Here is a 22,007-nt window from a genome sequence, read left to right as displayed (position 1 = left end):
CCTGGAAGTCCCTCGACCCCGTCGCCGGTGTCTGGCTCGCCGCGCTCGCCGTGACCCTCCTCGGCTGGATCGTCGTCACCGCCCAGGGCGGGAACTTCCTCACCACCACCAACGCCGTCGCGATCCTCCAGAACTGCGTCGCGCTCGGCCTGGTCGCTGTCGGCCAGTCCGCCGTCATCCTCACCGGCTCCCTCGACCTCTCCGTCGCCTACCTCATCAGTCTCGGCACACTCGTCGCCGCCGAGACCATGGCGAGCGGCGGCGTCCTCACCGCCGTACTCGCCGTCCTCGCGCTCTCCGTCGCCGTCGGACTCCTCAACGGACTGATCGTCACCGGACTCAAGGTCAACGCCTTCATCGCGACCCTCGGCATGGCCTTCGTCCTGCGCGGCTGGATCGAGGACAACTACACGGGCCCCGCCGGCGAGGTGCCCGTCTCCTTCCAGCGGCTCGGCTACGACCGCGTCGGCCCGGTCCCCGTCTCGGTGTTCCTGCTCATCGCCGTCGCCGCCCTGATGTGGCTGATCACCCGCCGTACCCGCCTCGGCCACCACATGTACGCCACCGGCGGCGACGAACACGCCGCCCGGCTCTCCGGCGTACGGACCGGGCGCACCGTCGTCCTCGCGCACGTCCTGTGCTCGCTGTGCGTCGGCGCCGCCGCGCTCTTCCTCGCGGCACGGCTGGGCGCGGGCGCACCCTGGGCGGGCACCGAGGCGCGCTACGACCTGGAGTCGATCGCCGCCGTGGTCCTCGGCGGCACGGCGCTCGCCGGCGGCCGCGGGGGAGTGGCGGGCACCCTCGGCGGCGTGTTCGTCCTCGCCGTCCTGGACAGCGTGTTCAACCAGCTGTCGGTCGACCCGTTCTTCAAGAACGTCGTACGCGGCGTCGTCATCATCGCCGCCGTCGCCATCTACGCCCGGCCCCGCCGGACCCCGAAGGCACCGAAGGCCCTGACGGAAGGGCGGACCGCGTGAGCGCCCCGACCAAGACCGGATCAGCGACCGGGTCCCGCACCGCCGCCACGGCCGCCCCCGGGAGGCGCCTCCTGCGCGCGCTCGGCACCGGCGTCCCCGTCTACGTGCTCCTCGCCGTACTGCTCCTCGCGCTCCTGATCACCGATCCCGGCTTCTACGAACCCGACAGCTTCCTCTCCTTCGTCAAACGCGCCGCGCCCCTGGTGATCCTGGCCGCCGGGCAGTATCTGGTCATCGTCAGCGGCGAATTCGACCTCTCCGTCGGCGCGATCGTCACCGCGGGCGTGGTCGTAGCGGCCGAGCTGTACGGCTCCTTCCCCGGCGCCCACTGGCTGGTCGTCACCGCCGTCCTGCTCGTCGCGGGCGCACTGGCCGGACTGGTCAGCGGACTGATCACCACCGTCCTGCGGGTGCCGTCGTTCATCACCACCCTCGGCATGATGCTCATCCTCGAAGGCGCCGTCTTCTTCTGGACCGGCGGCTCGCCGCAGGGCGTACTGCCCACCGCCTTCCGCCAGTTGGGCCGTGGCACCGCCTTCGGCTGGCTGCCGTGGGCGGTCGTCGCGTGTCTGGTCGCCGGCACCGTCGCCGTACTCGTCACCCGCTCCGACTTCGGACGCACACTCGTCGCGACCGGCGACAGCGACCGCGCCGCCGCGCTCTCCGGCGTACGGGTGATCCGCGTGCGGACCGTCGCCTTCATCCTCTCCGGCGCCGCGGCGGCGCTCGCCGCCGTCCTCGTCGGCGGCTTCTCCGGGGTCTCCGCGCAGGCGGGCCGGGGCTACGAGTTCGAGGCCATCACCGCGGTCGTCCTCGGCGGTGTGGTCCTCGGCGGCGGACGGGGCTCGGTGGTGGCCGCCATGGCCGGCGCCTTCTCGCTCCAGGCGCTGTTCACCCTGCTCAACCTCCAAGGTGTCTCCGGAGCCCTGGAGTCCACCGTCCAAGGCGTCATCGTCATCGCCGCGGTCGGCCTCGGAGCCGCCGACTGGTCCCGGCTGCGCCGCCGTCGTACGCCACCCGGCGGCGCGCCACCGGGCCCCACCCCACCGGACCGTACGCACCCCACCGGTACGCACCCCTCGGGAGGAACACCCTCATGACCGTCATCCGGCCCCTCCGCCGACGCGCCCTCGCCGCGGGCGCCGCGCTGCTCGGCGCCGTACTGATCACCTCCTGCACGAGCGACGCGCCACCCGAGTCGCCCCCGGCCGCCTCGCGCAGCGGAAGCACGGCCGACGCCGGCACCGGGAAGCAGTCCGCCTTCTTCGAACAGGCCGAGTACGAGCGCCAGCTGGCCCTCGCCGACGAGAAGCCCGTGGGGCCGGAGGGCAAGCCCTGGGAGCAGATGCTCAACCCCGAGATGGTCGACACCTCCCAGTACAAGATGGCCGACCCCAGCGGTATCGAGCTGTGCTTCTCCAACGCGGGCGTCTTCAACCCGTGGCGCCAGGTGGGTCTGAAGAACATGCGGGCCGAGGTGAAACTGCACGAGGAGATCACCAAGTTCACCGTTCTGGACGCCCAGGGCAAGGACGACAAACAGATCTCCGACATCCAGGAACTGGCCGGAGGCGACTGCGACGCGCTGATCGTCTCGCCGAACACGACGGCCACCCTCACCCCCGCCGTGAAACAGGCCTGCGGCAAGGTGCCCGTCATCGTCTTCGACCGGGGCGTCGAGACCGACTGCGCCGTCACCTTCGTCAACCCGATCGGCGGCTACGCCTACGGCGCGGTCGCGGCCGACTTCCTCGTCGAGAAGGTGAAACCGAAAGGCAAGATCCTCGCGCTGCGCATCTCGCCCGGCGTGGACGTCCTGGAGACCCGCTGGTCGGCCGCGAAGGTCGCCTTCGACAAGAGTGAACTCGACGTCGTGGACGTGAAGTTCACCGATGGGGACCCCGCCAAGACGAAGTCGGTAGTCACCGACGCGCTCACCCGGCACGGCGACATCGACGGCGTGTGGATGGACTCGGGCGCCACGGCCGTGGCCGCCGTCGAGGCGTTCGAGGACGCCGGGAAGGACGTACCGCCGATCACCGGCGAGGACCAGCAGGACTTCCTCCAGGCCTGGCAGGACAAGGACCTGACGGCGATCGCCCCCGCGTACCCGACGTTCCAGTGGCGTACGCCCGTCATCGCCGCGCTGGACATCCTCAAGGGCCGGGACGTGCCCAAGGAGTGGAAGCTCCCGCAGCCCACCATCACCCAGGACAACCTCGGCGACTACCTCAAGCCCGGTATGCCGCCGCTGCACTACGCGATGTGCGGATGCGAGTCGATGCCCGGATTCCCGAAGGACTGGGGCGGCAAGTGACGCTGCCGACAAAGCCGTCGACCCCGTTCGCGCTGGGCGCCAACCCGTGGATCTGGCACTCACCGGTCGACGGCGACGCCCTCGCCGGGACGCTGCCGCGCCTCGCGGACTGGGGTTTCGACTGCGTGGAACTGCCGATGGAACAGGCCGGCGACTGGGCGCCCGCCGAGGCGTCGAAACTGCTGGACGCGACCGGTCTCGCCCCGGCGGCCGTCGTCGCCGTCATGCCGCCCGGCCGTGATCTCGTGGCCACCGACCCGTCGACCGTGCGCGCCACCCAGGACTATCTGCGGCACTGCGTCGACGCGGCCCAGGCGATCGGGGCGCCCGTCGTCGCCGGTCCCGTCTACACGGCCGTCGGGCGCTCGTGGCGGATGACGGACCCCGAGCGGGCGGCGGCGTGGGCCGAGTGGCGTGAGCACATCGCGCCCGTCGTCACCCACGCCGGGGAGGCGGGCGTGACGATCGCCGTCGAGCCGCTGAACCGGTACGAGACGAGTCTGCTCAACACCGTCGCCCAGTGCCTCGAAGCGATGGACGGCCTCAACCCGGCGGCCATCGGGATCGCGCTCGACGTCTACCACCAGAACATCGAGGAGCGCGGACTGCCCGGCGCCGTACGGGAGGCGGGCGGCCGGATCGTCCATGTCCAGGTGTGCGCCAACGACCGCGGCGCTCCCGGCGCCGACCACCTCGACTGGCCCGGCTTCCTGACCGCGCTCACGCACGCCGGCTACCGGGGGCCGCTGTGCATCGAGTCCTTCACCGCCCACAACGACGCGATCGCGGTCGCCGCCTCCGTGTGGCGTCCGCTCGCACCCAGCCAGGACGCGCTGGCCACCGACGGACTGGCGTTCCTGCGCCGGGTCCTCGCCGGTATCTAGAGCTGTCCCCGCGTCGGCACACGACCGATCCCGTCCCCCGAGAGAGGACCGGCACATGAAATGGCATGCGCATGACAGTAGGGCTCGTGGGAGAGCGGTCCGAAGAGCGCTCGTCGCCGTCGCCGGCGCCCTGCTGCTCGCCGTGACCGCTCTGCCCACCGGCGCCGGGGCCGTCGAGAAGGAAGCCGCCTTCAAGGCCCTGCTCTTCACCCGCGCGGTCGGCTACGTCCACACCTCCATCCCGAACGGCATCAAGATGTTCGAGGAGGAGGCCGCCGACAACGGCTTCGAGATCGTCCAGAGCGACGACCCCACCGTCTTCAGCGACGACAACCTCGCCCAGTACGACGCGATCGTCATGCTCCAGAACTCCGGCATGGTCTGGGACACCGAGGACCAGCGCCAGGCCATGAAGACGTTCGTGCAGAGCGGCAAGGGCGTCGTCGCCATCCACAACACCCTCGACATGGGTGTCGAGGAGGCGTTCCCGTGGTGGGACGAGACCATCAACGGCGGCGCCCACATGCCCACCCACTCGCCGGGCGTGCTCCAGGGCACCGCCAAGGTCGCCGACCAGGTCCACCCCTCCACCAAGGGACTTCCCGAGCGCTGGGAACGCCCCGAGGAGTGGTACAACTTCGACGAGAACCCGCGCGGTGACGTCCACGTCCTGGTCACCGCCGACGAGGCGACGTACAACCCCGGCCCCGACGCCATGGGCGCCGACCACCCCATCTCCTGGTGCCGCAACACCGAGGGCGGCAAGGTCTGGGCCACCGCCATGGGCCACGACACCCCCGCGTACGACGAAGAGGCGTTCCGCGCCCATGTCGTCGGCGGCCTCCAGTGGGCGGCCGGTGAGAAGGCGGGAGACTGCGGTGGCACCGACTGGGGCGCGTACGAGAAGGTGACCCTCGACGACAACACCGCCGACCCGATGGAACTGGACGTCGCCGACGACGGCCGCGCGATCTACGCCCAGCGCAACGGAGAACTGAAGATCTTCGACCCCGCGTCGCACTCCACCGTCACCGCGGGCAAGCTCGACGTCTACACCGGCGGCGAGGACGGCCTCGTCGGCATGGAACTGGACCCGGACTTCGCGAAGAACAACTGGGTCTACCTCTACTACGCGCCGGCCGCCGAGACCAAGGACATCAACCGGCTCTCCCGCTTCACCCTCAAGGGCAACACCCTCGACCTGAAGAGCGAGAAGAAGCTCCTCGACGTCCCGGCCTACCGCTCCCGCACCTTCACCGAGCCCGGACACACCGGCGGAGCGGTCGAGTTCGGCCCCGACGGCACCCTGTACCTCGGCGTCGGTGACGACGTGGCGCCCAACCTCGACCCCGACTGGCAGGGATACGCGCCGATCGACTGGCGCGAGGGCAAGGAGATGCTCGACGCCGCCCGCACCGCCGGCAACACCAACGACCTGCGCGGCAAGCTCCTGCGCATCAAGCCGACGAAGAGCGGCGGCTACACCATCCCCAAGGGCAACCTCTTCGCCAAGGGCAAGGCCAAGACCAGGCCCGAGATCTACGCGATGGGCTTCCGCAACCCGTTCCGCTTCACCGTCGACCAGGAGACCGGCTACGTCCACCTCGCCGACTACGGCCCCGACCGCGGACTGCCCACCACCGACCGGGGCCCCGAGGGCCTGGTCGAGTACAACGTCATCAAGAAGCCGGCGAACTTCGGCTGGCCGTTCTGCCACGGCGACAACCAGGCGTACGCGCCGTACAACCCCGACACCGGCGAGATCGGCGCGAAGTTCGACTGCGCCAACCCGGTCAACCCCTCGCCGAACAACACCGGACTGACGAAACTCCCGCCGATCCAGCAGCCCGAACTCTGGTACGGCTACGGCGAGTCCGAGAAGTTCCCGGAGATGGGCCAGGGCGGCTCGGCCCCGATGTCCGGACCCGTCTACCGCTACGACGCCGACAACCCGTCCGAGACGAAGTTCCCCGAGTACTTCGACGGCGCGAGCTTCCTCTACGAATGGTCACGCAACTACATCAAGGAAGTCCGCTTCGACAAGGACGAGAAGCTCCTCAAGATCAACGACTTCATGGACTCGGTCGCCTTCAAGAGCCCCATGGACATGACCTTCGGGCCCGACGGCTCGCTCTACGTCCTGGAGTGGGGCAGCGAGTTCGGCGGGGGCAACAACGACTCCGGTCTCTACCGCGTCGACTACGCCCAGGGACGGCGCAGCCCGGTCGCCAAGGCCGCCGCCTCCGTCACCAACGGACCGCTCCCGCTGAAGGTGGACTTCTCCAGCGAGGGCAGCGCCGACCCGGACGGCGACGCGCTGACCTTCGAATGGGACTTCGACGGTGACGGCACCTACGACTCCACCGACGAGAACGCCACCCACACCTACACCGAAGGGGGCGAGTTCAGCGCCCAGTTGAAGGTCACCGACTCCAGCGGCAAGTCCGGCTTCGCCAACGTGCCCATCACCGCGGGCAACACGGCGCCGAAGGTGACCATCGACATCCCCGTCAACGGCAAACTCATCGAGTTCGGCGACAAGATCCCGTACAGGATCACCGTCACCGACCCCGAGGACGGCCCCGTCGACTGCTCCAAGGTGACCATCAACCCGGCGCTCGGGCACGACGAGCACGAGCACCCGACCAACGACATCCCCGGCTGTGAGGGCACGGTCGACACCGGCGACCTCGGCGGCCACCCCGAGGGCGCGGACCTGACCTACGTACTCAACGCCAAGTACACCGACGGCGGCGGCGCGGGGGCACCCGCGCTCACCGGCTACGGGCGGTCCGTCCTGCAGCCGAAGCTCAAGCAGGCCGAGTACCACGACGACCAGTCGGGCACGAGGATCGTCGACCAGGCCGGCGCCGCGAACGGCAAGCGCATCGGCGACATCAGCGACGGCGACTGGGTGGCCTTCGAACCGATGAGCGTGGAAGGCGTCGACTCGGTGAGCTACCAGATCTCCTCACCGTACGGAGTCGGCGCGATCGAACTACGGGCCGGCGCACCGGACGGTGAACTGCTCGCCACCACCCCGATCCCCAACACCGGGGACTGGGACGTCTACCGGCCCACCGACCCGGTCCCGGTGAAGGCCCACGACGGCACGCACAAGCTCTATCTCGTCTTCACGTCACCGCAGAACAACGCGTTCGACGTGGACACCGTGGAGTTCGCCACGCCGTAGTGCGGTAACCGCCCCGATCGCCGGACGGGCCTGTCGAGCCCGTCCGGCGATCGGGGAACACCCGTGGCCCGCCCGGGCGGCGGGTCCTCAACGCGTCCCGACCGCGGCACGCACGGCCCTGCGGGCCATGGCACAGTCGTCGTGCAGCCGCCGCAGCAGCAGCCGCTGCTCCTCGCCCGTCGGCGCCGCGCCCTGCGGAGCCTGGCCCGCCCCGACGGCGGGCGCCTCACGCATGGTGCGCTGCACCGCCGTCTCGTACTTACGGATCTCCCCCGTCAGCACGAGCATCAGATTCACCAGGAAGGCGTCACGGTCCGCCGTACCCGTGGCCTGCGCGAGCTTGCTGATCTGCTGGCGCGCCAGCGGGTTGTTGCCGAGCACCATCCACAGCGTCGCCAGGTCGTACCCCGGCAGATACCAGCCGGCGTGCTCCCAGTCGACGAGCACCGGGCCGGCGGGGGAGAGCAGCATGTTGGAGAGCAGCGCGTCACCGTGGCAGAACTGCCGCATGCCCGGCCGCCCGAGACCGTGCAGCAGCTTCTGCAGATCCCCCAGATCCCGGTCGGTGAACAGCCCCAGCTCGTGGTAGCGGGTGATCCGGCGCGCGTAGTCGAGACCCGGACCGAACATGTCGCCCGGCGGACGCCAGGTGTTCAGCCGCGCCACCGCGCCCAGCACCGCCCGTACGTCGGCGCGCGGAGGAGCCTCGGCCGGGTGGCGCGACAGGGCCGCCGCGCGTCCGGCCATCCGCTCGACGACCAGCGTGCAGTTGTCGGGATCGGCGGCGATCAGCCGGGGCACCCGCACCGGCGGGCGGTGACGCACGAAAGAGCGATATGCGGCTATCTCGTGCCGGAAGCTCTCCGCCCACGCGGGCGACTGGTCCAGCAGACACTTGGCCACCGCGGTCGTCCGTCCGGTCGTCCCGACCAGCAGCACCGAGCGCCCGCTGCGCCGCAGCACCTGAACCGGGTTGAACTCCGGGCAGATCCGGTGCACCGAGGCGATGGCCATCCTCAACTGCGCGCCCTGCGCGCCCGACAGGTCCAGCCTGCCGCCGAGCGGCCCGCCGGCCGCCCCCGACCAGCGCCTGCCCCGGCCGGCGTGGGAGGGATCGAGATACGGTCCGCCGCCGACCGCGGGTGGCCGCGGCTGCCGGGGCGGGGCGGACACGGAGGTCGATGCTGTGTACGACGACGCTGTGTACATGGGCGAACGAGTCCCTTCGTGTACCGACGAGTTACCGCGCCTCCCGCCCCGGCGGCCGTTCCACATCCTGGGGAATGTGCCGGGCCGCCGGGCCGGGGTGGCGCGTTCCTAACACGACACCCCGTCACGGGTGGCACACCATCTGGCGGACCCTGGCGAAGCCTGGCGAATAGTCGCCAGGCACCTGACGGACGGTTACTGTCAACTCAGCCGAGAACCTGGGGGCTTGACGTGACCGGAGAACCCAACACCCGTCTGTCGGACCTGTTCGGCCTCGCCGGCTGGTCCAAGGGCGAACTCGCGCGGCTGGTGAACAGGCAGGCGGCGGCCATGGGCCACCCCCAACTGGCCACCGACACCTCGCGGGTCAGACGCTGGATCGACATGGGGGAGATCCCACGCGATCCGGTACCCAGGGTGATGGCGTCCCTGTTCACCGAGCGGCTCGGCCGTGTCGTGACCATCGAGGACCTCGGGTTCGTACGACACGGACGCGCGGGGAGACGACGGGACGCCGGGGACGCATCGAACCCCGACGGCCTGCCTTGGGCGCCCGACCGGACGGCTGCGGTCCTCACCGAATTCACGGGAATGGACCTCATGCTCAACCGACGCGGCTTGGTGGGCGCGGGCGCCGTGCTCACCGCAGGCTCCGCACTCAGCAGTTCCATGCACGACTGGCTGCACTCCGACCCCGCACTGACCGCCGACGCCCCCCGGAGCGCCGATCCCCTGCACGCCGACCCCGTTGGGTACGACCGGTACGAGGCCGCCCCCATCGGGTCCCAGGAGATCGACGCGCTGGAGCACTCGGTCGACGTGTTCCGGGCCTGGGACGCCGCCCGTGGCGGCGGCCTCCAGCGCAAGGCGGTGGTGGGCCAGCTCAACGAGGTGGGCGGCATGCTGTCGTACCGCCACCCTCCCCATCTCCAGCGGCGCCTGTGGGGCGTCGCCGCCAACCTCGCGGTGCTCGCCGGCTGGATGTCGCACGACGTCGGCCTCGAACCCACCGCCCAGAAGTACTTCGTCATCGCCACCCACGCGGCGCGCGAGGGCGGCGACCGTCCGCGCGCGGGCGAGGCGCTCTCCCGGGCCGCCCGTCAGATGGTTCATCTGGGCCGGCCGGACGAGGCGCTGGACCTGATGAAGCTGGCCAAGTCCGGCTCCGGGGACGAGGTACTGCCCCGGACCCGGGCGATGCTCTGCACGATCGAGGCCTGGGCACAGGCGTCGATGGGGCGCGGTCAGGCCATGCGCCGGACCCTGGGCGAGGCGGAGGACCTGTTCGTCTCCGACAAGGGCGACGTGCCGCCGCCGAGTTGGATGCAGATGTTCGACGAGGCGGATCTGCACGGAATGGAGGCGCTGGCCTTCCGTACTCTCGCCGATCACGAGCCCTCGGCGGCGGCCATAGCTCAACGGCATGCCAAGCGGGCGATCGAGCTGCGGCAGAACGGCCGTCAGCGGTCGATGATCTTCGACTATCTCTCCCTGGCCTCCGCCTGCTTCATCGCGGACGACCCCGAACAGGCCGACCGCTACGCGCGGCTGGCGCTGGTGTCGATGGGGGAGACCTCGTCGCACCGGACCTGGGACCGGCTCAGGGAGATGTACCGGCTCACCGGCCAGTACGGGACACACGCGGGGATCCAGGAGCTGCGCGAGGAGATCGACGCGGTCCTGCCGAACTCCACGAGGAAGCCGACGAGTTCGGAGATCTAGGGGCTGTCCCGCTGATCCCCGGCGGGCGCGGGACACGCCTCACGGGGTCTCGCCGATCCCGGCCACCAGTACACAGGCGTCGTCCTCGCGTCCGGTCCCGCCGAACTCCTCGACGATGGTCCTGACACAGTCCTGTGCGTCACGTGTTCCGGTCAGGCGGGGCCCGAGCGCCAGGAGCCGGTCCACCCCGGTGTGCTCCGTCAGCCTGCCGGTGTGGAGCACCAGCAGATCACCGGGCATCAGCTGGGTCTCGGCCTGTTCGTACGCGGCGCCCGACGTCGCGCCGAGCAGGACGCCGTCCAGCTGGGTCAGCGCGCGCCCCGTCCCGTCGCGGAACAGCAGCGGGGCGGGGTGTCCCGCCTGCGCCCAGACGAGGGTGCGTGTCGCGGGCCGGTAGCGGCAGCAGACGGCGCTGCCGAGGGCGGGCTGGTCGGCCGTGTCGAGGAGCTGGTTGAGATGGCCCATCAGCGCACCGGGCTGCACGCCCGCCACCGCCATCCCGCGCTGGGCGCCGAGGAGCATCGCCATCGTGGAGGCGGCCGTCACCCCGTTGCCCGTGAGGTCACCGACCGTCAGCAGGGTGCTTCCGTCGGGCAGTTTCAGCGCGTCGAACCAGTCCCCGCCGACGAGTCCGCCGCCGGACGGCGGCAGATAGTGACCCGCCAGATCCAGGGTGCCCGGCTCGCTCGCCGGGGACCGGAAGGACCCGCGCCACGACGGCAGCACGGCCTCCCGCAACTCGGTCACGAGCCGCTGTTCGGTGATGGCGGTCCGCTCGCGGCGCCGGAGCGTCTTCCCGGACTCGTGAACGGCGCGCTGGCTGCGGCGTAATTCGCTGACGTCCCGCAGCACGGCCCACATGGAGGCGGTGCAGCCGTCGGAGTCCAGCACGGGCTCGCCCGTCATGTGCAGCGTACGGACGCGCCGGTCGGGCCTGACGACACGGAACTCGCCGTCGATGTGCTTGCCGTCCACGAGGCACTCGGTCACCAGCGTCTGGAGCAGCCCCTGGTCCTCGGGGACCATCACGGACGGCAGTTCGTCCAGCGTCATCGGGCCCTTCTCGGGCGGCCGGCCGAAGATCTCGTACAGCTCGGGCGACCAGACGACCCCGTCGGTGAGGAGATTCCACTCGGCGGTACCGACCCGGTTCAGCAGCGAACCGGCGCCGTCCCCGGCGTCCGCCGCCACGACGGCCGCCGACTCGGCCCCGCCGTCGGGCAGTCCGTTCCTGAGCTGACCCAAGTGGGCCCCGAGATCGTCCAGTTGATGGACCGCCAGATCGCAGAGCGCGCGCTGCCAGCGCCAGTGCGTGTCGTGCTCGTCCGCGACGGGCTCCCTGCGCACGGCGTCCACATCACCGCGCAGGCTGCGGGTGCGCGTGATGAGGGACTCCACCACGCCCCGCTCCGGTGGCTGCGACGCGGAACGGTCCGCGAACAGATGGGACGGCATCTCGAACTCCGATACAGGCGTGGCACTGCCAGGTCTGAAGGGTGGACCGCTACGACTGTTGCACAGGCCGCAAGGGGCCGTAAGGGATTCGGCAACACTCGATCCGGTGGTGCTTCGGGCATATGCCACAGGCGGGCAAGTGACCTACCGTCACCGGCGGACCCGGGCGCCGAGTTGACGCGGTCCGTCAGTCCGCCGCCGAGGGCCCCTCGATCACCCGCTTGAGGTTACTCGGCGTCCGGTGGATGTTCCGCGCCTGGAAGTCCGGTCAGCGGGTGGGCGCGCGGTGCAGGACCACCAGCAGACGCCAGACCTGGGCGGCGACCGTCTCCGGGGGAGCGTCGATCAGGCCGTGCAGCCAGTCCGCCAGTACGCCCGTGAAGGCGGCGGCGACCGCCGAGCCGATCAACTCCGGCTCGGGCGCGCCCGCCAGCGCGCGTTCGGTGACGCTGCGCTCACGCAGCTCCCGGTGCAGCGACTCGCCCAGCGGACCGCCGCCGCCCGGCCGCAGCAGGGTGCGGTACAGGGCGGCGTGCGGCGTGAGACCGGTGAAGAACGCCGTCAGGGCGGGCGGCGGTGAGGCGGGGTCCGGCGAACCGCGCCACGCGTGCAGCGCGTCCACCGCCTCCCGCACGACCGTCGCGCACGCGTCGACGGCGAGCGCGCGGAGGTCCGCGTAGTGCAGATAGAACGTCGCCCGGCCCACCCCCGCCCTGCGGACCAGCGCGGCCACGCCCACCTGTTCGAGCGGGCGCCGCGCGCACTCGTCGAGGAGCGCCTGCCGCAGGGCCGCCCGGGTCCTGGCCGCCCGCGGATCGCCGGGGGCTCCGGAGCCGGCCGATCCGCCGGCCGATCCGCCGGTCATCCCGCCGCCAGTACGACGGCCAGCGCGACCGCGCCCGGCAGCGCCTGGGCGTAGAGGATGCGGCGGTTGGCCGTGACCGCTCCGTACACCCCGGCGACGACCACGCAGCACAGGAAGAAGATCCGCGCCCGGTACCCGGTCGGGTCGTCCGCGACCAGACCCCAGACCAGACCGGCCGCCAGGAACCCGTTGTAGAGGCCCTGGTTGGCGGCCAGGGGCGCGGTGGCACGGGCCATCTCCGCGTCGAAGCCGGACAGGCTCCGGCCGGGACCGCGCTCCCAGAGGAACATCTCGAGCACCATGACGTAGACGTGGAAGGCGGCCACGAGGGCGACCAGGATCAGTGCGGCGGTACTCATGGGAGCGTCCTCCGGATCAGGTTCATGGGCAGGTGTCCGTGAATTATAGACACCCGTCCAAGAAGTGGTCCCGACCGGGGTCAGGCGCCGGCACCGCCGTCCTCCGAACCGGCCTGCCCCTTCTCCCGGTTGATGCCCGCCGACAGCAGCGCGTCCTCGCACCGGGCCACCGCCGTCTCACGGGACGGCACCTGCCGCCACGCTCCCTCGCCTCCGACAGCGGTCCCCTCCGCGTGCGGCGCCAGATCGCCCACCACCGTCACCTGATGCCCGGCCGCCGCCAGCCGTTTCAGCGCCTCCCGCAGCATCCCCTCGGCGAACGGCCTGATCTCCGAGACGTCCTCCAGGTCGAGCACCACCCAGCCGGGCTCCCCGGGGACGACGGTGCCGAGTTCGTACAGCAGCCGTTCCGCCTCCGTGAAGTCGAGGATCCCCTGGGCGGCGACGATCGCCACGTTGTCGCCCGCGCGTTCGATGACCTCGCGTTCGGCCTCGCTGCGCGGCCGGTCCGAGGGCGCGGTACGCGCCGTCTCCGCAAGTTTCACGGTCGGCGCGGTCCGTGAGGACCGGCGCATCAGATGCAGACCGAACCTCTCGGACAGCTCGCGCAGCACGGCCACACCACGTACGGGAGTGCCCGTGGGATCCAGCGGCGGGCTGTGCACCGCGATGCCGAACCTGGCCGGACTCGCGGCGATCAGCCCACCCGACACACCGCTCTTCGCGGGGAGTCCGACCCGCAGCAGCCAGTCGCCGGACGAGTTGTACATCCCGCAGGAGGCCATGAGCGCGAGCACCTGTACGGCCACCGGCTCGGGCACCACCGTCTCGCCGGTCGAGGGATTGACGCCGCCGTTGGCCAGCGTCGCGGCCATCACCGCCAGATCGACCGTCGTCACGCGCACCGAGCACTGGCGGAAGTACGTCTCCACGCCGTCCGGGCCGCCGGGCAGCGAGCCCGCACCGTGCATCAGATAGGTCAGCGCCCGGTTCCGGTCGCCGGTCTCGGACTCCGACGCGCGTACGGCCTCGTCCACGTCCAGCCGTCGTCCGGCGAACCGGCCGAGACAGTCGAGGATCCGCCCGAACCGCTCCTCCTCGTCCGCCCCCGGTACGAGCGCGGTCGTGACGATCGCCCCGGCGTTGATCATCGCGTTCGCCGGCCGCCCGGTGCCCGGCTCCAGGCTGATCGCGTTGTAGGCCTCACCGCTGGGCTCGGCGCCCACCCACCGCGTCACCTCGTCGAGTCCCAACTCGGCCAGGACCAGCGCGTAGACGAAGGGCTTCGACACCGACTGGAGGGTGAAGGGCGTGTCGACGCCGCCCGACCAGTAGTGGTTCCCGCCCATGCTGGTCAGCGCGATACCGAAGGTGCGTGGATCGGCGGTGGCCAACTGCGGGATGTACGAGGCGACTTCGCCCTCGTCCAGGGTGGCGGCCCGGCGCTGGAGCTCCACCAGCGCGTCGGTGATGACATCGGTTGCCGGGACGGCTGGCACGGAGACCTCCAGTGGGGCTGTTCTGCGAAGTGCCCCGGGGCAAGGCGAAGCCCCCGTGCGCGGATTCGGTCATCCGTGCACGGGGGCTCCCGGCCTGGCATTCCCCGTTGGGACGCTTGGAGTTGACGCCGACCACTCAAGCATCCGGGACGATCACGCCCGGGGAGGCCGCGCCGTGTCACCGGGTGGTGTCACCAGATGGACTCGACCCATTCGGGGTGGTCGATGAACGGGTTCCGGTTGTGCTGGAACTGGTCGAATATGACGTCGTTGCGGCGCTTCTCGAACGCGTCCGGCGGGTCCTCGTCGTTCCACTGCTTCAGCACGGACAGCCGTCCCATCGCGGGGGCCGAGCCGTTGTTGACGCGATCGTTGGGTTCGAGGTCCGCAAACGAGTCGTTGCCCTCGTAGCGCACCGCCATGTAGAGGATCATGCGGGCGACATCGCCCTTGACCGCGTCACGCGGCTCGTAGGAGTCGCTGTCGGTGAGGTTCCCGGGGGCGCCGCTGACCGGGCTGCCGCCGTTGTCGAAGTCCTTGTTCCCGCGGATCCCGTTGACCTGTACGTCCTCCGGGCGCAGATGGTGGACGTCGGTGCCGGGGCCCTGCGACGTACCGAAGTCGCCGTGGGACTGGGCCCATACGTGCTCGCGGTTCCAGTCGCCGACATTGCCGCCGTTCTGCGACTTGGACCGGGAGGCTCCGGTGTAGAGGAGGATGACGTTGGCGGAGTTGGCCGGGTCCTGGTCGGTGACCTTGAGGGCTTCCCAGACGGCGCTGTACGACAGCTTCGTCTGGTCGCTGATGATGCCGTGCAGCGCGGTCTTGAGCGCGGGGCCGGTCTTGCCGATCGCGCCCTGGTAGTACGTGTCGTCCAGTGCGGCGATTCCGGTCGCGGCCGGGGTGCCGGCGGCGGTGGTGCCCGGCGCGGTCGCCGGGGGTGTGGCGGCCGGGGCGGCGGCGGCGCTGCCGGCGAGCACCGCGGCGGCGGCGCACAGGGCCAGCACCGGCCGCACGGCGGGATGGTGACGACGGGACATGTGGGGAGTGTCCTCTCGATCAGGAGATCACCGCGCGTAGAACCGACGGGTGAGGCGCTGCGCACGGCAATCATCGCGATGTGACGTTTCCGCAGGAGCCTTCCACAGCACCTGTGACGCTGGGGTGAATGCTCCGCGACCATCATGTGCAGGTCAAGAAGCCTGCCGACGTTGGCCGTTGACCTGGGCCGTCCTGCGCTGCGCGTTCACATGGGTGGCCTGAAAACACACCGCTGATAATTTTGGTCCATACCAACTCCTTGACGGCGGCGGCGTGGCTCCCTTGAATCAAGCATTGAAATAAGTGCCACCGGCGCTTCGTCTCTCAGCAGCACCTGTCATACGCATGCCCCCCACGCAAAGCGATGTGATGACCGTGAGCATGTCCTGGCGGCGCCGAACGGCGCTGTACACCCTCGCACTTCTGTGCACCTCCGGAGCCGTGGCCGCCGTGCCCGCCGGAGCCTCGGCCGCGGGCGACCCCCACCCCGCCGCGGCACCCGCAGCCGTCAAGTTCGCCGACGAGTTCGACGGTCCGGCCGGATCGGCCGTCGACGGAAGCAAGTGGCAGATCGAGACCGGCGACAACGTCAACAACCACGAGCGGCAGTACTACACGTCCGGGAACAACAACGCCCAACTCGACGGGCAGGGCAATCTCGTCATCACCGCCCGCAAGGAGAACCCCGGCAACTACCAGTGCTGGTACGGGACGTGCGAGTACACCTCGTCCCGGCTGAACACCTCGGGCAAGTTCGACTCGGCTTACGGCCGGGTCGAGGCCCGCATGAAGATCCCGCGCGGCCAGGGCATCTGGCCCGCGTTCTGGATGCTCGGCAGCAACATGGGTGACGTCGGCTGGCCCAACAGCGGCGAGATCGACATCATGGAGAACGTCGGCTTCGAGCCGAACACCGTCCACGGCACACTGCACGGCCCCGGTTACTCCGGCGAGGGCGGCATCGGCGCCGGCTACAGCCTGCCGAACGGCGAGGCGTTCGCGGACGACTTCCACACCTTCGCGGTCGACTGGGCACCGGACTCCATCAAGTGGTCGGTCGACGGGCAGGTCTTCCAGACCCGTACACCCGCCGATCTCGGCGGCCGCGAGTGGGTGTTCAACAAGCCGTTCTTCCTCATCCTCAACCTCGCGGTCGGCGGCTACTGGCCCGGCGATCCCGACGGCAGCACCGTCTTCCCGCAGCAACTCGTCGTCGACTACGTACGCGTCAGCGACTAGAACACCCGTCTGTTCGCAGGTCCCCTCGGCCGGACGGGCCCAGTGCTCCGTTCCCGGGCGCCGGACAGGGCTCCTCCCGCCCTGTCCGGCGCCCGGGGGCGAACCGGCCACCGGGCGGACCCGGTGAGCCGCCCCACCAGAAGTGGACGGTGACCCCGCATGACAGCCTCGTTCAGCCCCTGGAAGCACCTCAGACCCCTCGCCCTGCTCGCCATGCCCCTCGTGGCCGTCGCCTCGACCATGACCGTGACGCCCGCGAGCGCGGCCGTCTCCGCTGTCGGGACCATCACCGGTCTCGGCGGCAAGTGCGTGGACGTGGCCGGTGCCAGCACCGCCAACGGCGCGGCCGTACAGCTCTACGACTGCAACGGCAGTGGCGCCCAGCAGTGGGACGTCGCCTCCGACGGCACGATCCGCGCCCTGGGCAAGTGTCTCGACGTCAAGGACGCGGGCACCGCCAACGGCTCCGTCCTGCAACTGTGGTCGTGCACGGGCGCCGCCAACCAGAAGTGGACCGTCTCGGCGGCCCGCGACATCGTCAACCCCCAGGCGGACAAATGCCTGGACGCCACCGGCAACAGCTCGGCCAACGGCACCCGGCTCCAGCTCTGGACCTGCACCGGCGCCGCCAACCAGAAGTGGACCGCGCCCTCCGGCGGCGGCAACCCCGATCCGGGCGGCGCGCCCATGGCCGTCGCGCCGTACATCTACAACGGCTGGGGCAGCCCGCCCAGCCCCACCACCGTCCAGAACGCCACCGGCGTCAAGTGGTTCACCCTGGCGTTCGTCCTCAGCAACGGCTACTGCAACCCGCAGTGGGACGGCAGCCGGCCGCTGACCGGCGGAGTCGACCAGCAGACCGTCAACACCGTGCGCGCGGGCGGCGGCGACGTCATCCCGTCCTTCGGCGGCTGGAGCGGCAACAAGCTGGAGAGCTCCTGCGGCAGCGCCGGTGAGCTGGCCGCCGCGTACCAGAAGGTCATCAACGCGTACGGCCTGAAGGCGATCGACATCGACATCGAGGCCGCCGCCTATGACAGCCCCACCGTCCAGCAGCGCACCGTGGACGCGCTGAAGACGATCCGCGCCAACAACCCCGGCATCAAGATCTACATCACCTTCGGCACCGGCCAGAACGGCCCCGACACCAGCCTGATCAACCGCGCGGCCTCCTCCGGTCTCACGGTCGACAGCTGGACGATCATGCCCTTCAACTTCGGCGGCAACGGCCAGAACATGGGCACGCTGTCCGTCCGCGCGGCGGAGGGGCTGAAGACCGCTGTCAAGAACGCCTACGGGTACGGCGACGACGAGGCGTACCGCAAGACCGGCATCTCCTCGATGAACGGTGTCACGGACGTCGGCGAGACCATCACCGTCGCCGACTTCCGCACGATCCTCGCCTACGCCCAGCAGCGCCACCTCGCCCGGCTGACCTTCTGGTCGGTCAACCGCGACCGGCCCTGCACGGGCGGCGGGGCCGACACCTGCTCCGGCGTGAGCCAGTCGGCGTGGGACTTCACCCGCGTACTGGCGCAGTACCGGGGCTGACCCGGCACCTGCCACAGACCACCGCCCCGGCCACCGTTCCCCCGACGGTGCCCGGGGCGGTTCGCGTGTCCGGGCCGGCCGGATATGGCGCGGAAAACGACCCGGCGGCCCAGTTCAGAGGGCCGGTTCCACTTCCAGGAAGCGCCGGCGGCGAGGGCCCCGGTAGAGCAGGGCCTCCCAGCCCAGAGGGGCCAGGGCGGCGGCGCAGAGAGTCAGTTGGTGTTCCTCTTCCTGCGCCGCGCCGCCGCCCGGCGGGCCGAGCCACTCCACCCGTACGGTCCCCGGCCGCTCGCCCGCGGTGGCGCGGAATCCCGTGGCCGTACGGCGCCCCCGCGCGTCGACCGCGGAAGGGGCGAGACCCGCCGCCTCCAGGGCGAGCGCGACGGCGCGGAGCGGCTGGTTCAGCTCCCAGGCGGCCGGGACGGCGGTGGGATCGGGGGCGCCGGTGTTGGTGAGACGGCGGATCTGCAGCAGGCCGCCGAAGGCGACCCGGACCTCGGCGGCGCGGACGTCCGGCGCGGTGGGCGACGGCGGGCCGTCACCGGTCGCGGCGGCGAAGCCGCCGGGCCGCTCCGAGTCCCCCTCAGCCGTCATGTCTGAACAGTAAAGGAGCCCCGACCGGACGGGGGAGACCGGTCGGGGCCGTCTGTGCGGGGTGCGGACGGCGGTCGCCTCGCGGCGGTGGGCTCCACAGGGCTTCAGCCGAACGATCTTCCCTGCGGGCATTTCTGGATGGGCCCGGGGACACTGTTCCATCCACACCCTCAACCGTCTCAACGGTCACCGGCCGTCGAATGTTCCCGCAATGCGCCGGTCGTCCCTGTTCCGGCCGGGGAGCCGAGGTGGAGCGGAGGTGGAGCGCCGACGGAGCGGCCGAGGGCCACTGTCAGTGGCGGGTGGTAGACCGGAACCAGTCCCGTAGCCCGGCCGTCCGGCCGCCCACAGGAGGAGGCCCCATGGCCACGATCCCCAGCCCGACCCCGACCGGCAGGCTGCTGCGCACCGCCGAGGGAGTCGACCTCGTCCTCACGCGCGCTTTCCCCCTCCCGGTCGAAGAGGTGTGGGCGGCCGTCACCGAATCGGCGCGCACCGCCCGGTGGTTCGGGCCGTGGGAGGGCGACGGTGCCCCCGGCGCCACGGTGCGCGTCCGTCTGGCCTTCGAGGAGGGGGAGCCCTGGATGGAGCTGCGCGTCGAGGCGTGCGAGGCACCGCACCGGCTCGTCCTCTCGACGGTCGACGAGGTGGGCAGCTGGAATCTCGAACTGACGCTGTCGGGAACGTCCGTGGGGGCGTCCGGCGCGGGCGGTACGGAACTGCGCTTCGTCCAGCACCGTGACACCGGGGCCGGTCTCGGTGAGATCGGTCCGGGCTGGGAGTACTACCTGGACTTGCTCCGCGCCTCTCTGGACGGCGCGCCGCGGCCCGAGTTCGAGGACTACTACCCGGCGCAGAAGGCGTACTTCGAGGAGTTGACGGCCGAGTAGCCGGCCGCGAGGTCCGGGCCGGACTCGTCCCTCCAGGTCACGGTGGCTCGGCGCCCGGGTTCACAGCGTCCAGTCGGCCGCCGCCGATGTCCGTGTACGGCCGAACTCCAGAGTGGCCAGGGCCGCTTCGGCGGGCAGCTCGAAGACCAGCCACCCGCGCGCCGACCGTCCGGCGCCGAGCGGCACGGGCCAGGTCATGACCGGACCCACCGTGAGGTCGGCCGGCACGGGCAGCGGCGTGTGTCTGCGCCCCCGGGTGTCCACGGCCGTGAAGCTCCGCGATACGCCGTACCCGTACGGCCGCGCCCCCGCGTTGCTCACCTCCGCGAGGACGGCGACCCACTTCCTGCCGTCCGAGGCACCCGCGCGCGGGTCGTCCACGGCGTGGTCGCCCGGCACCCGGGACGCCTCGTTGACGACGGCCGTCACCGCTAGGGGGTGTCCGCGAAGTCCCGCCTGGCCCGCGGCGCCTGGCACGGCACCTCGCCGCGTTGTCGGACTCGGCCGAGTACGGCAGGTCCATCCACCACGCCGGCCCTCCGCCCTGCGATGCACCGCACCAGCCGCCGCAGGCCCCGCCCTGCGGGCGGACGGCGCTACTTCGCGGACACCCCCTAGGGCCGGCATGGCCTGGTCCTGCCCGTCGGGATGGTTCACCAGCACGGTGTCGCCCATCAGTACGGCGGTCCGGGCGGGCTGTACGGTCCGCCCGGACCGTCCGTCGTCGGACTCGATGTCGTGCGACCCCGTCGCACAGCCGGTGAGGGCGCACACGGCACCGACGGCGACGGCGAGAGCCGTCCGGCCGAGGGGGCGGCGCCCCGATGAGCGTGTCATGACCGAATGATGGAGCGCCCGATCGTGTGCACGCCGCCCGTCCGCAGGTGTTTCTAGGACATCTTCTGTCCTAGAGGGTGCCTACGTTGGGGTCATCGCGCCGAAGCCCCGGTGAAGGACACGAAGGAGCACGTCATGAGCGTACTGACCGCCAACCAGCCCGAAGGCACCCCCACTTGGATCGACCTGAGGACCCCCGACCGTGACGGCGCGCTCGCCTTCTACCGGGACCTCTTCGGCTGGGAGTACGAGCCGTACCCCACCGGTGAGGACCGGGGCACCGTCTGTCTGCTGCGCGGCCGTCCGGTCGCCGGGATCGTCCCGGACCCGGACCGCACCGCCGCGGTATGGACCATGTACTTCGCCACCGACGACTGCGACGGCACGGCCCGGCGTGCGGCCCGGACGGGCGGGCGGGTGATCGAGCCCCCGGCGGACCTGGCCGACCACGCGCGCACGGCCGTCGTGACCGACTCGGTCGGCGCCCGGTTCGGTCTGTGGCAGGGCCGCACCCGGCTCGGCAGCGAGATCGTGAACGAGCCAGACTCACTGGTCCGCAACGACCTGATCACCCCCGATCCGGAGCCGGCCCGCGCCTTCTACACGGAGCTGTTCGGCTTCACGCTCGACGGCAACAGCGAGGTGCCGGAGCTCGACTTCACCTTCCTGCGCCGCCCCGACGGGCATGAGATCGGCGGGATCATCGGCAGCTCCGACGTACCCGTGTCCGCCTGGGGGACGCTGTTCGCCGTCTCCGACACCGACGCGGTGGCACGGCGCGCAACGGAGTCCGGCGGTTCGTCCACCGAGCCCGAGGACACCCCGTACGCGCGCATGGCCACCGTCACCGACCCGGCGGGCGCGGTCTTCTCGGTGGGTACGGCGCCGTAGCCGGGCCTGGGCGGGGCCATCCGGTGCCGATCGGGGGCCGGCCCGCCGGTGACCGATGAGTCGCGGGCCCGCCGCCGGTCATCACGGGGGAACATTCACGGCCCGGGGCTCCCCTCGGGGAGCCGAGCGGTCATCACCCGGAGGAAAACATGTCTGCCACGATCCAGCCCTTGGTCATCACCCCCGAGATCGACCGGCTCCTCGCGTTCTACCAGGGGCTGCTCGGCGCGGTGGAGACATCGCGCACCCCCGACGAAGGCCCCGTGTTCTTCATCAACCTGCGGATCGGCAACTCCGATCTCGGGCTCGTGTCGGACACGGACGTCGAGCTCGGCACGGTGCAGCGGATGCTGCTCAGCGTCGACGTCGCCGACGTGAACGACCTGGTGGGGCATGTCGAGGAGCTGGGCGGGCAGGTGCTCGGGCCCGCCAACGACATGCCGTGGGGACAGCGGGTCGCCCACATCAAGGACCCGGACGGCAA

19 protein-coding genes are annotated in these 22,007 nt (G+C 71.0%); 11 read left to right on the top strand and 8 right to left on the bottom strand.

Annotation, left to right across the window (positions count from 1 at the left end; translation table 11 throughout):
• The 5 genes from GXP76_RS21835 to GXP76_RS21815 form a co-directional block, all read left to right on the top strand.
• Positions 1-977 (top strand): ABC transporter permease (locus tag GXP76_RS21835; RefSeq protein WP_242573264.1); only part of this gene is annotated, 977 nt, incomplete at its 5' end.
• The gene (locus tag GXP76_RS21830) at positions 974-2,077 is read left to right on the top strand and encodes an ABC transporter permease (RefSeq protein WP_374362011.1); all 1,104 of its coding nucleotides are present in this window, start codon (positions 974-976) and stop codon (positions 2,075-2,077) included. The genes GXP76_RS21835 and GXP76_RS21830, both read left to right, overlap by 4 nt.
• 5 nt (positions 2,078-2,082) lie before the next feature.
• Complete coding sequence (locus GXP76_RS21825) at positions 2,083-3,294, top strand: ABC transporter substrate-binding protein (protein WP_242573265.1); 1,212 nt, start codon at positions 2,083-2,085, stop codon at positions 3,292-3,294.
• Complete coding sequence (locus GXP76_RS21820; protein WP_242573263.1) at positions 3,291-4,178, top strand: sugar phosphate isomerase/epimerase; 888 nt, start codon at positions 3,291-3,293, stop codon at positions 4,176-4,178. The genes GXP76_RS21825 and GXP76_RS21820 overlap by 4 nt, the downstream gene beginning before the upstream one ends.
• A 55-nt stretch (positions 4,179-4,233) precedes the next feature.
• On the top strand, positions 4,234-7,371 hold the full coding sequence (locus tag GXP76_RS21815) for a ThuA domain-containing protein (RefSeq protein ID WP_242573262.1): 3,138 nt from the start codon (positions 4,234-4,236) through the stop codon (positions 7,369-7,371).
• Positions 7,372-7,458: 87 nt separating this feature from the next.
• On the opposite strand, the gene GXP76_RS21810 is transcribed toward GXP76_RS21815, so the two are convergent.
• The gene (locus tag GXP76_RS21810) at positions 7,459-8,580 is read right to left on the bottom strand and encodes an aminoglycoside phosphotransferase family protein (protein ID WP_242573261.1); all 1,122 of its coding nucleotides are present in this window, start codon (positions 8,578-8,580) and stop codon (positions 7,459-7,461) included.
• Between the two features lie 231 nt (positions 8,581-8,811).
• Between GXP76_RS21810 and GXP76_RS21805 the strand changes: the two genes are divergently transcribed.
• A complete protein-coding gene (locus GXP76_RS21805) occupies positions 8,812-10,302 on the top strand; it encodes a hypothetical protein (protein ID WP_242573260.1) in 1,491 nt (496 codons plus the stop codon).
• Positions 10,303-10,341: 39 nt separating this feature from the next.
• Here the strand turns inward: GXP76_RS21805 and GXP76_RS21800 are convergent, their stop codons facing one another.
• The 5 genes from GXP76_RS21800 to GXP76_RS21780 form a co-directional block, all read right to left on the bottom strand.
• Positions 10,342-11,757 (bottom strand): PP2C family protein-serine/threonine phosphatase, encoded by a 1,416-nt coding sequence (locus tag GXP76_RS21800; RefSeq protein ID WP_242573259.1) that lies wholly within the window; start codon positions 11,755-11,757, stop codon positions 10,342-10,344.
• 268 nt (positions 11,758-12,025) lie between these two features.
• Positions 12,026-12,622, bottom strand: coding sequence for a TetR/AcrR family transcriptional regulator (locus GXP76_RS21795; RefSeq protein ID WP_242573258.1), 597 nt, complete (start codon positions 12,620-12,622; stop codon positions 12,026-12,028).
• The gene (locus tag GXP76_RS21790; protein ID WP_242573257.1) at positions 12,619-12,981 is read right to left on the bottom strand and encodes a DUF1304 domain-containing protein; all 363 of its coding nucleotides are present in this window, start codon (positions 12,979-12,981) and stop codon (positions 12,619-12,621) included. The genes GXP76_RS21795 and GXP76_RS21790 overlap by 4 nt, the downstream gene beginning before the upstream one ends.
• 80 nt (positions 12,982-13,061) lie before the next feature.
• Positions 13,062-14,480 carry a glutaminase A gene (glsA, locus tag GXP76_RS21785; protein WP_242573256.1) on the bottom strand — a complete coding sequence of 473 codons (1,419 nt, stop codon included), beginning with the start codon at positions 14,478-14,480 and terminating at the stop codon, positions 13,062-13,064.
• A gap of 191 nt (positions 14,481-14,671) precedes the next feature.
• Positions 14,672-15,520 (bottom strand): endonuclease I family protein, encoded by an 849-nt coding sequence (locus tag GXP76_RS21780; protein WP_242573255.1) that lies wholly within the window; start codon positions 15,518-15,520, stop codon positions 14,672-14,674.
• A gap of 370 nt (positions 15,521-15,890) precedes the next feature.
• On the opposite strand from GXP76_RS21780, the gene GXP76_RS21775 reads away from it, so the two are divergent.
• Together GXP76_RS21775 and GXP76_RS21770 are read left to right on the top strand one after the other, a co-directional pair.
• The gene (locus GXP76_RS21775) at positions 15,891-16,760 is read left to right on the top strand and encodes a family 16 glycosylhydrolase (RefSeq protein WP_242573254.1); all 870 of its coding nucleotides are present in this window, start codon (positions 15,891-15,893) and stop codon (positions 16,758-16,760) included.
• 213 nt (positions 16,761-16,973) lie between these two features.
• A complete protein-coding gene (locus tag GXP76_RS21770) occupies positions 16,974-18,311 on the top strand; it encodes a ricin-type beta-trefoil lectin domain protein (protein ID WP_374362015.1) in 1,338 nt (445 codons plus the stop codon).
• A 114-nt stretch (positions 18,312-18,425) separates the two neighbouring features.
• On the opposite strand, the gene GXP76_RS21765 is transcribed toward GXP76_RS21770, so the two are convergent.
• Complete coding sequence (locus GXP76_RS21765; RefSeq protein WP_242573252.1) at positions 18,426-18,905, bottom strand: hypothetical protein; 480 nt, start codon at positions 18,903-18,905, stop codon at positions 18,426-18,428.
• 362 nt (positions 18,906-19,267) lie between these two features.
• On the opposite strand from GXP76_RS21765, the gene GXP76_RS21760 reads away from it, so the two are divergent.
• Positions 19,268-19,795, top strand: a complete 528-nt coding sequence (locus tag GXP76_RS21760; RefSeq protein ID WP_242573251.1) for an SRPBCC family protein — start codon at positions 19,268-19,270, stop codon at positions 19,793-19,795.
• 60 nt (positions 19,796-19,855) lie between these two features.
• On the opposite strand, the gene GXP76_RS21755 is transcribed toward GXP76_RS21760, so the two are convergent.
• Complete coding sequence (locus GXP76_RS21755; RefSeq protein ID WP_242573250.1) at positions 19,856-20,224, bottom strand: DUF4352 domain-containing protein; 369 nt, start codon at positions 20,222-20,224, stop codon at positions 19,856-19,858.
• Positions 20,225-20,767: 543 nt separating this feature from the next.
• Between GXP76_RS21755 and GXP76_RS21750 the strand changes: the two genes are divergently transcribed.
• Positions 20,768-21,523 (top strand): VOC family protein, encoded by a 756-nt coding sequence (locus GXP76_RS21750; protein ID WP_242573249.1) that lies wholly within the window; start codon positions 20,768-20,770, stop codon positions 21,521-21,523.
• Between the two features lie 149 nt (positions 21,524-21,672).
• Positions 21,673-22,007 (top strand): VOC family protein (locus GXP76_RS21745; protein ID WP_242573248.1); only part of this gene is annotated, 335 nt, incomplete at its 3' end.

Origin of the sequence: Streptomyces sp. NP-1717, assembly GCF_022695985.1 — a bacterium.
In the GTDB taxonomy this organism is placed as follows: domain Bacteria; phylum Actinomycetota; class Actinomycetes; order Streptomycetales; family Streptomycetaceae; genus Streptomyces.
The sequence above is the reverse complement of the archived record's forward strand: the minus strand, read 5'-3'. Positions and strand labels throughout refer to the sequence as shown.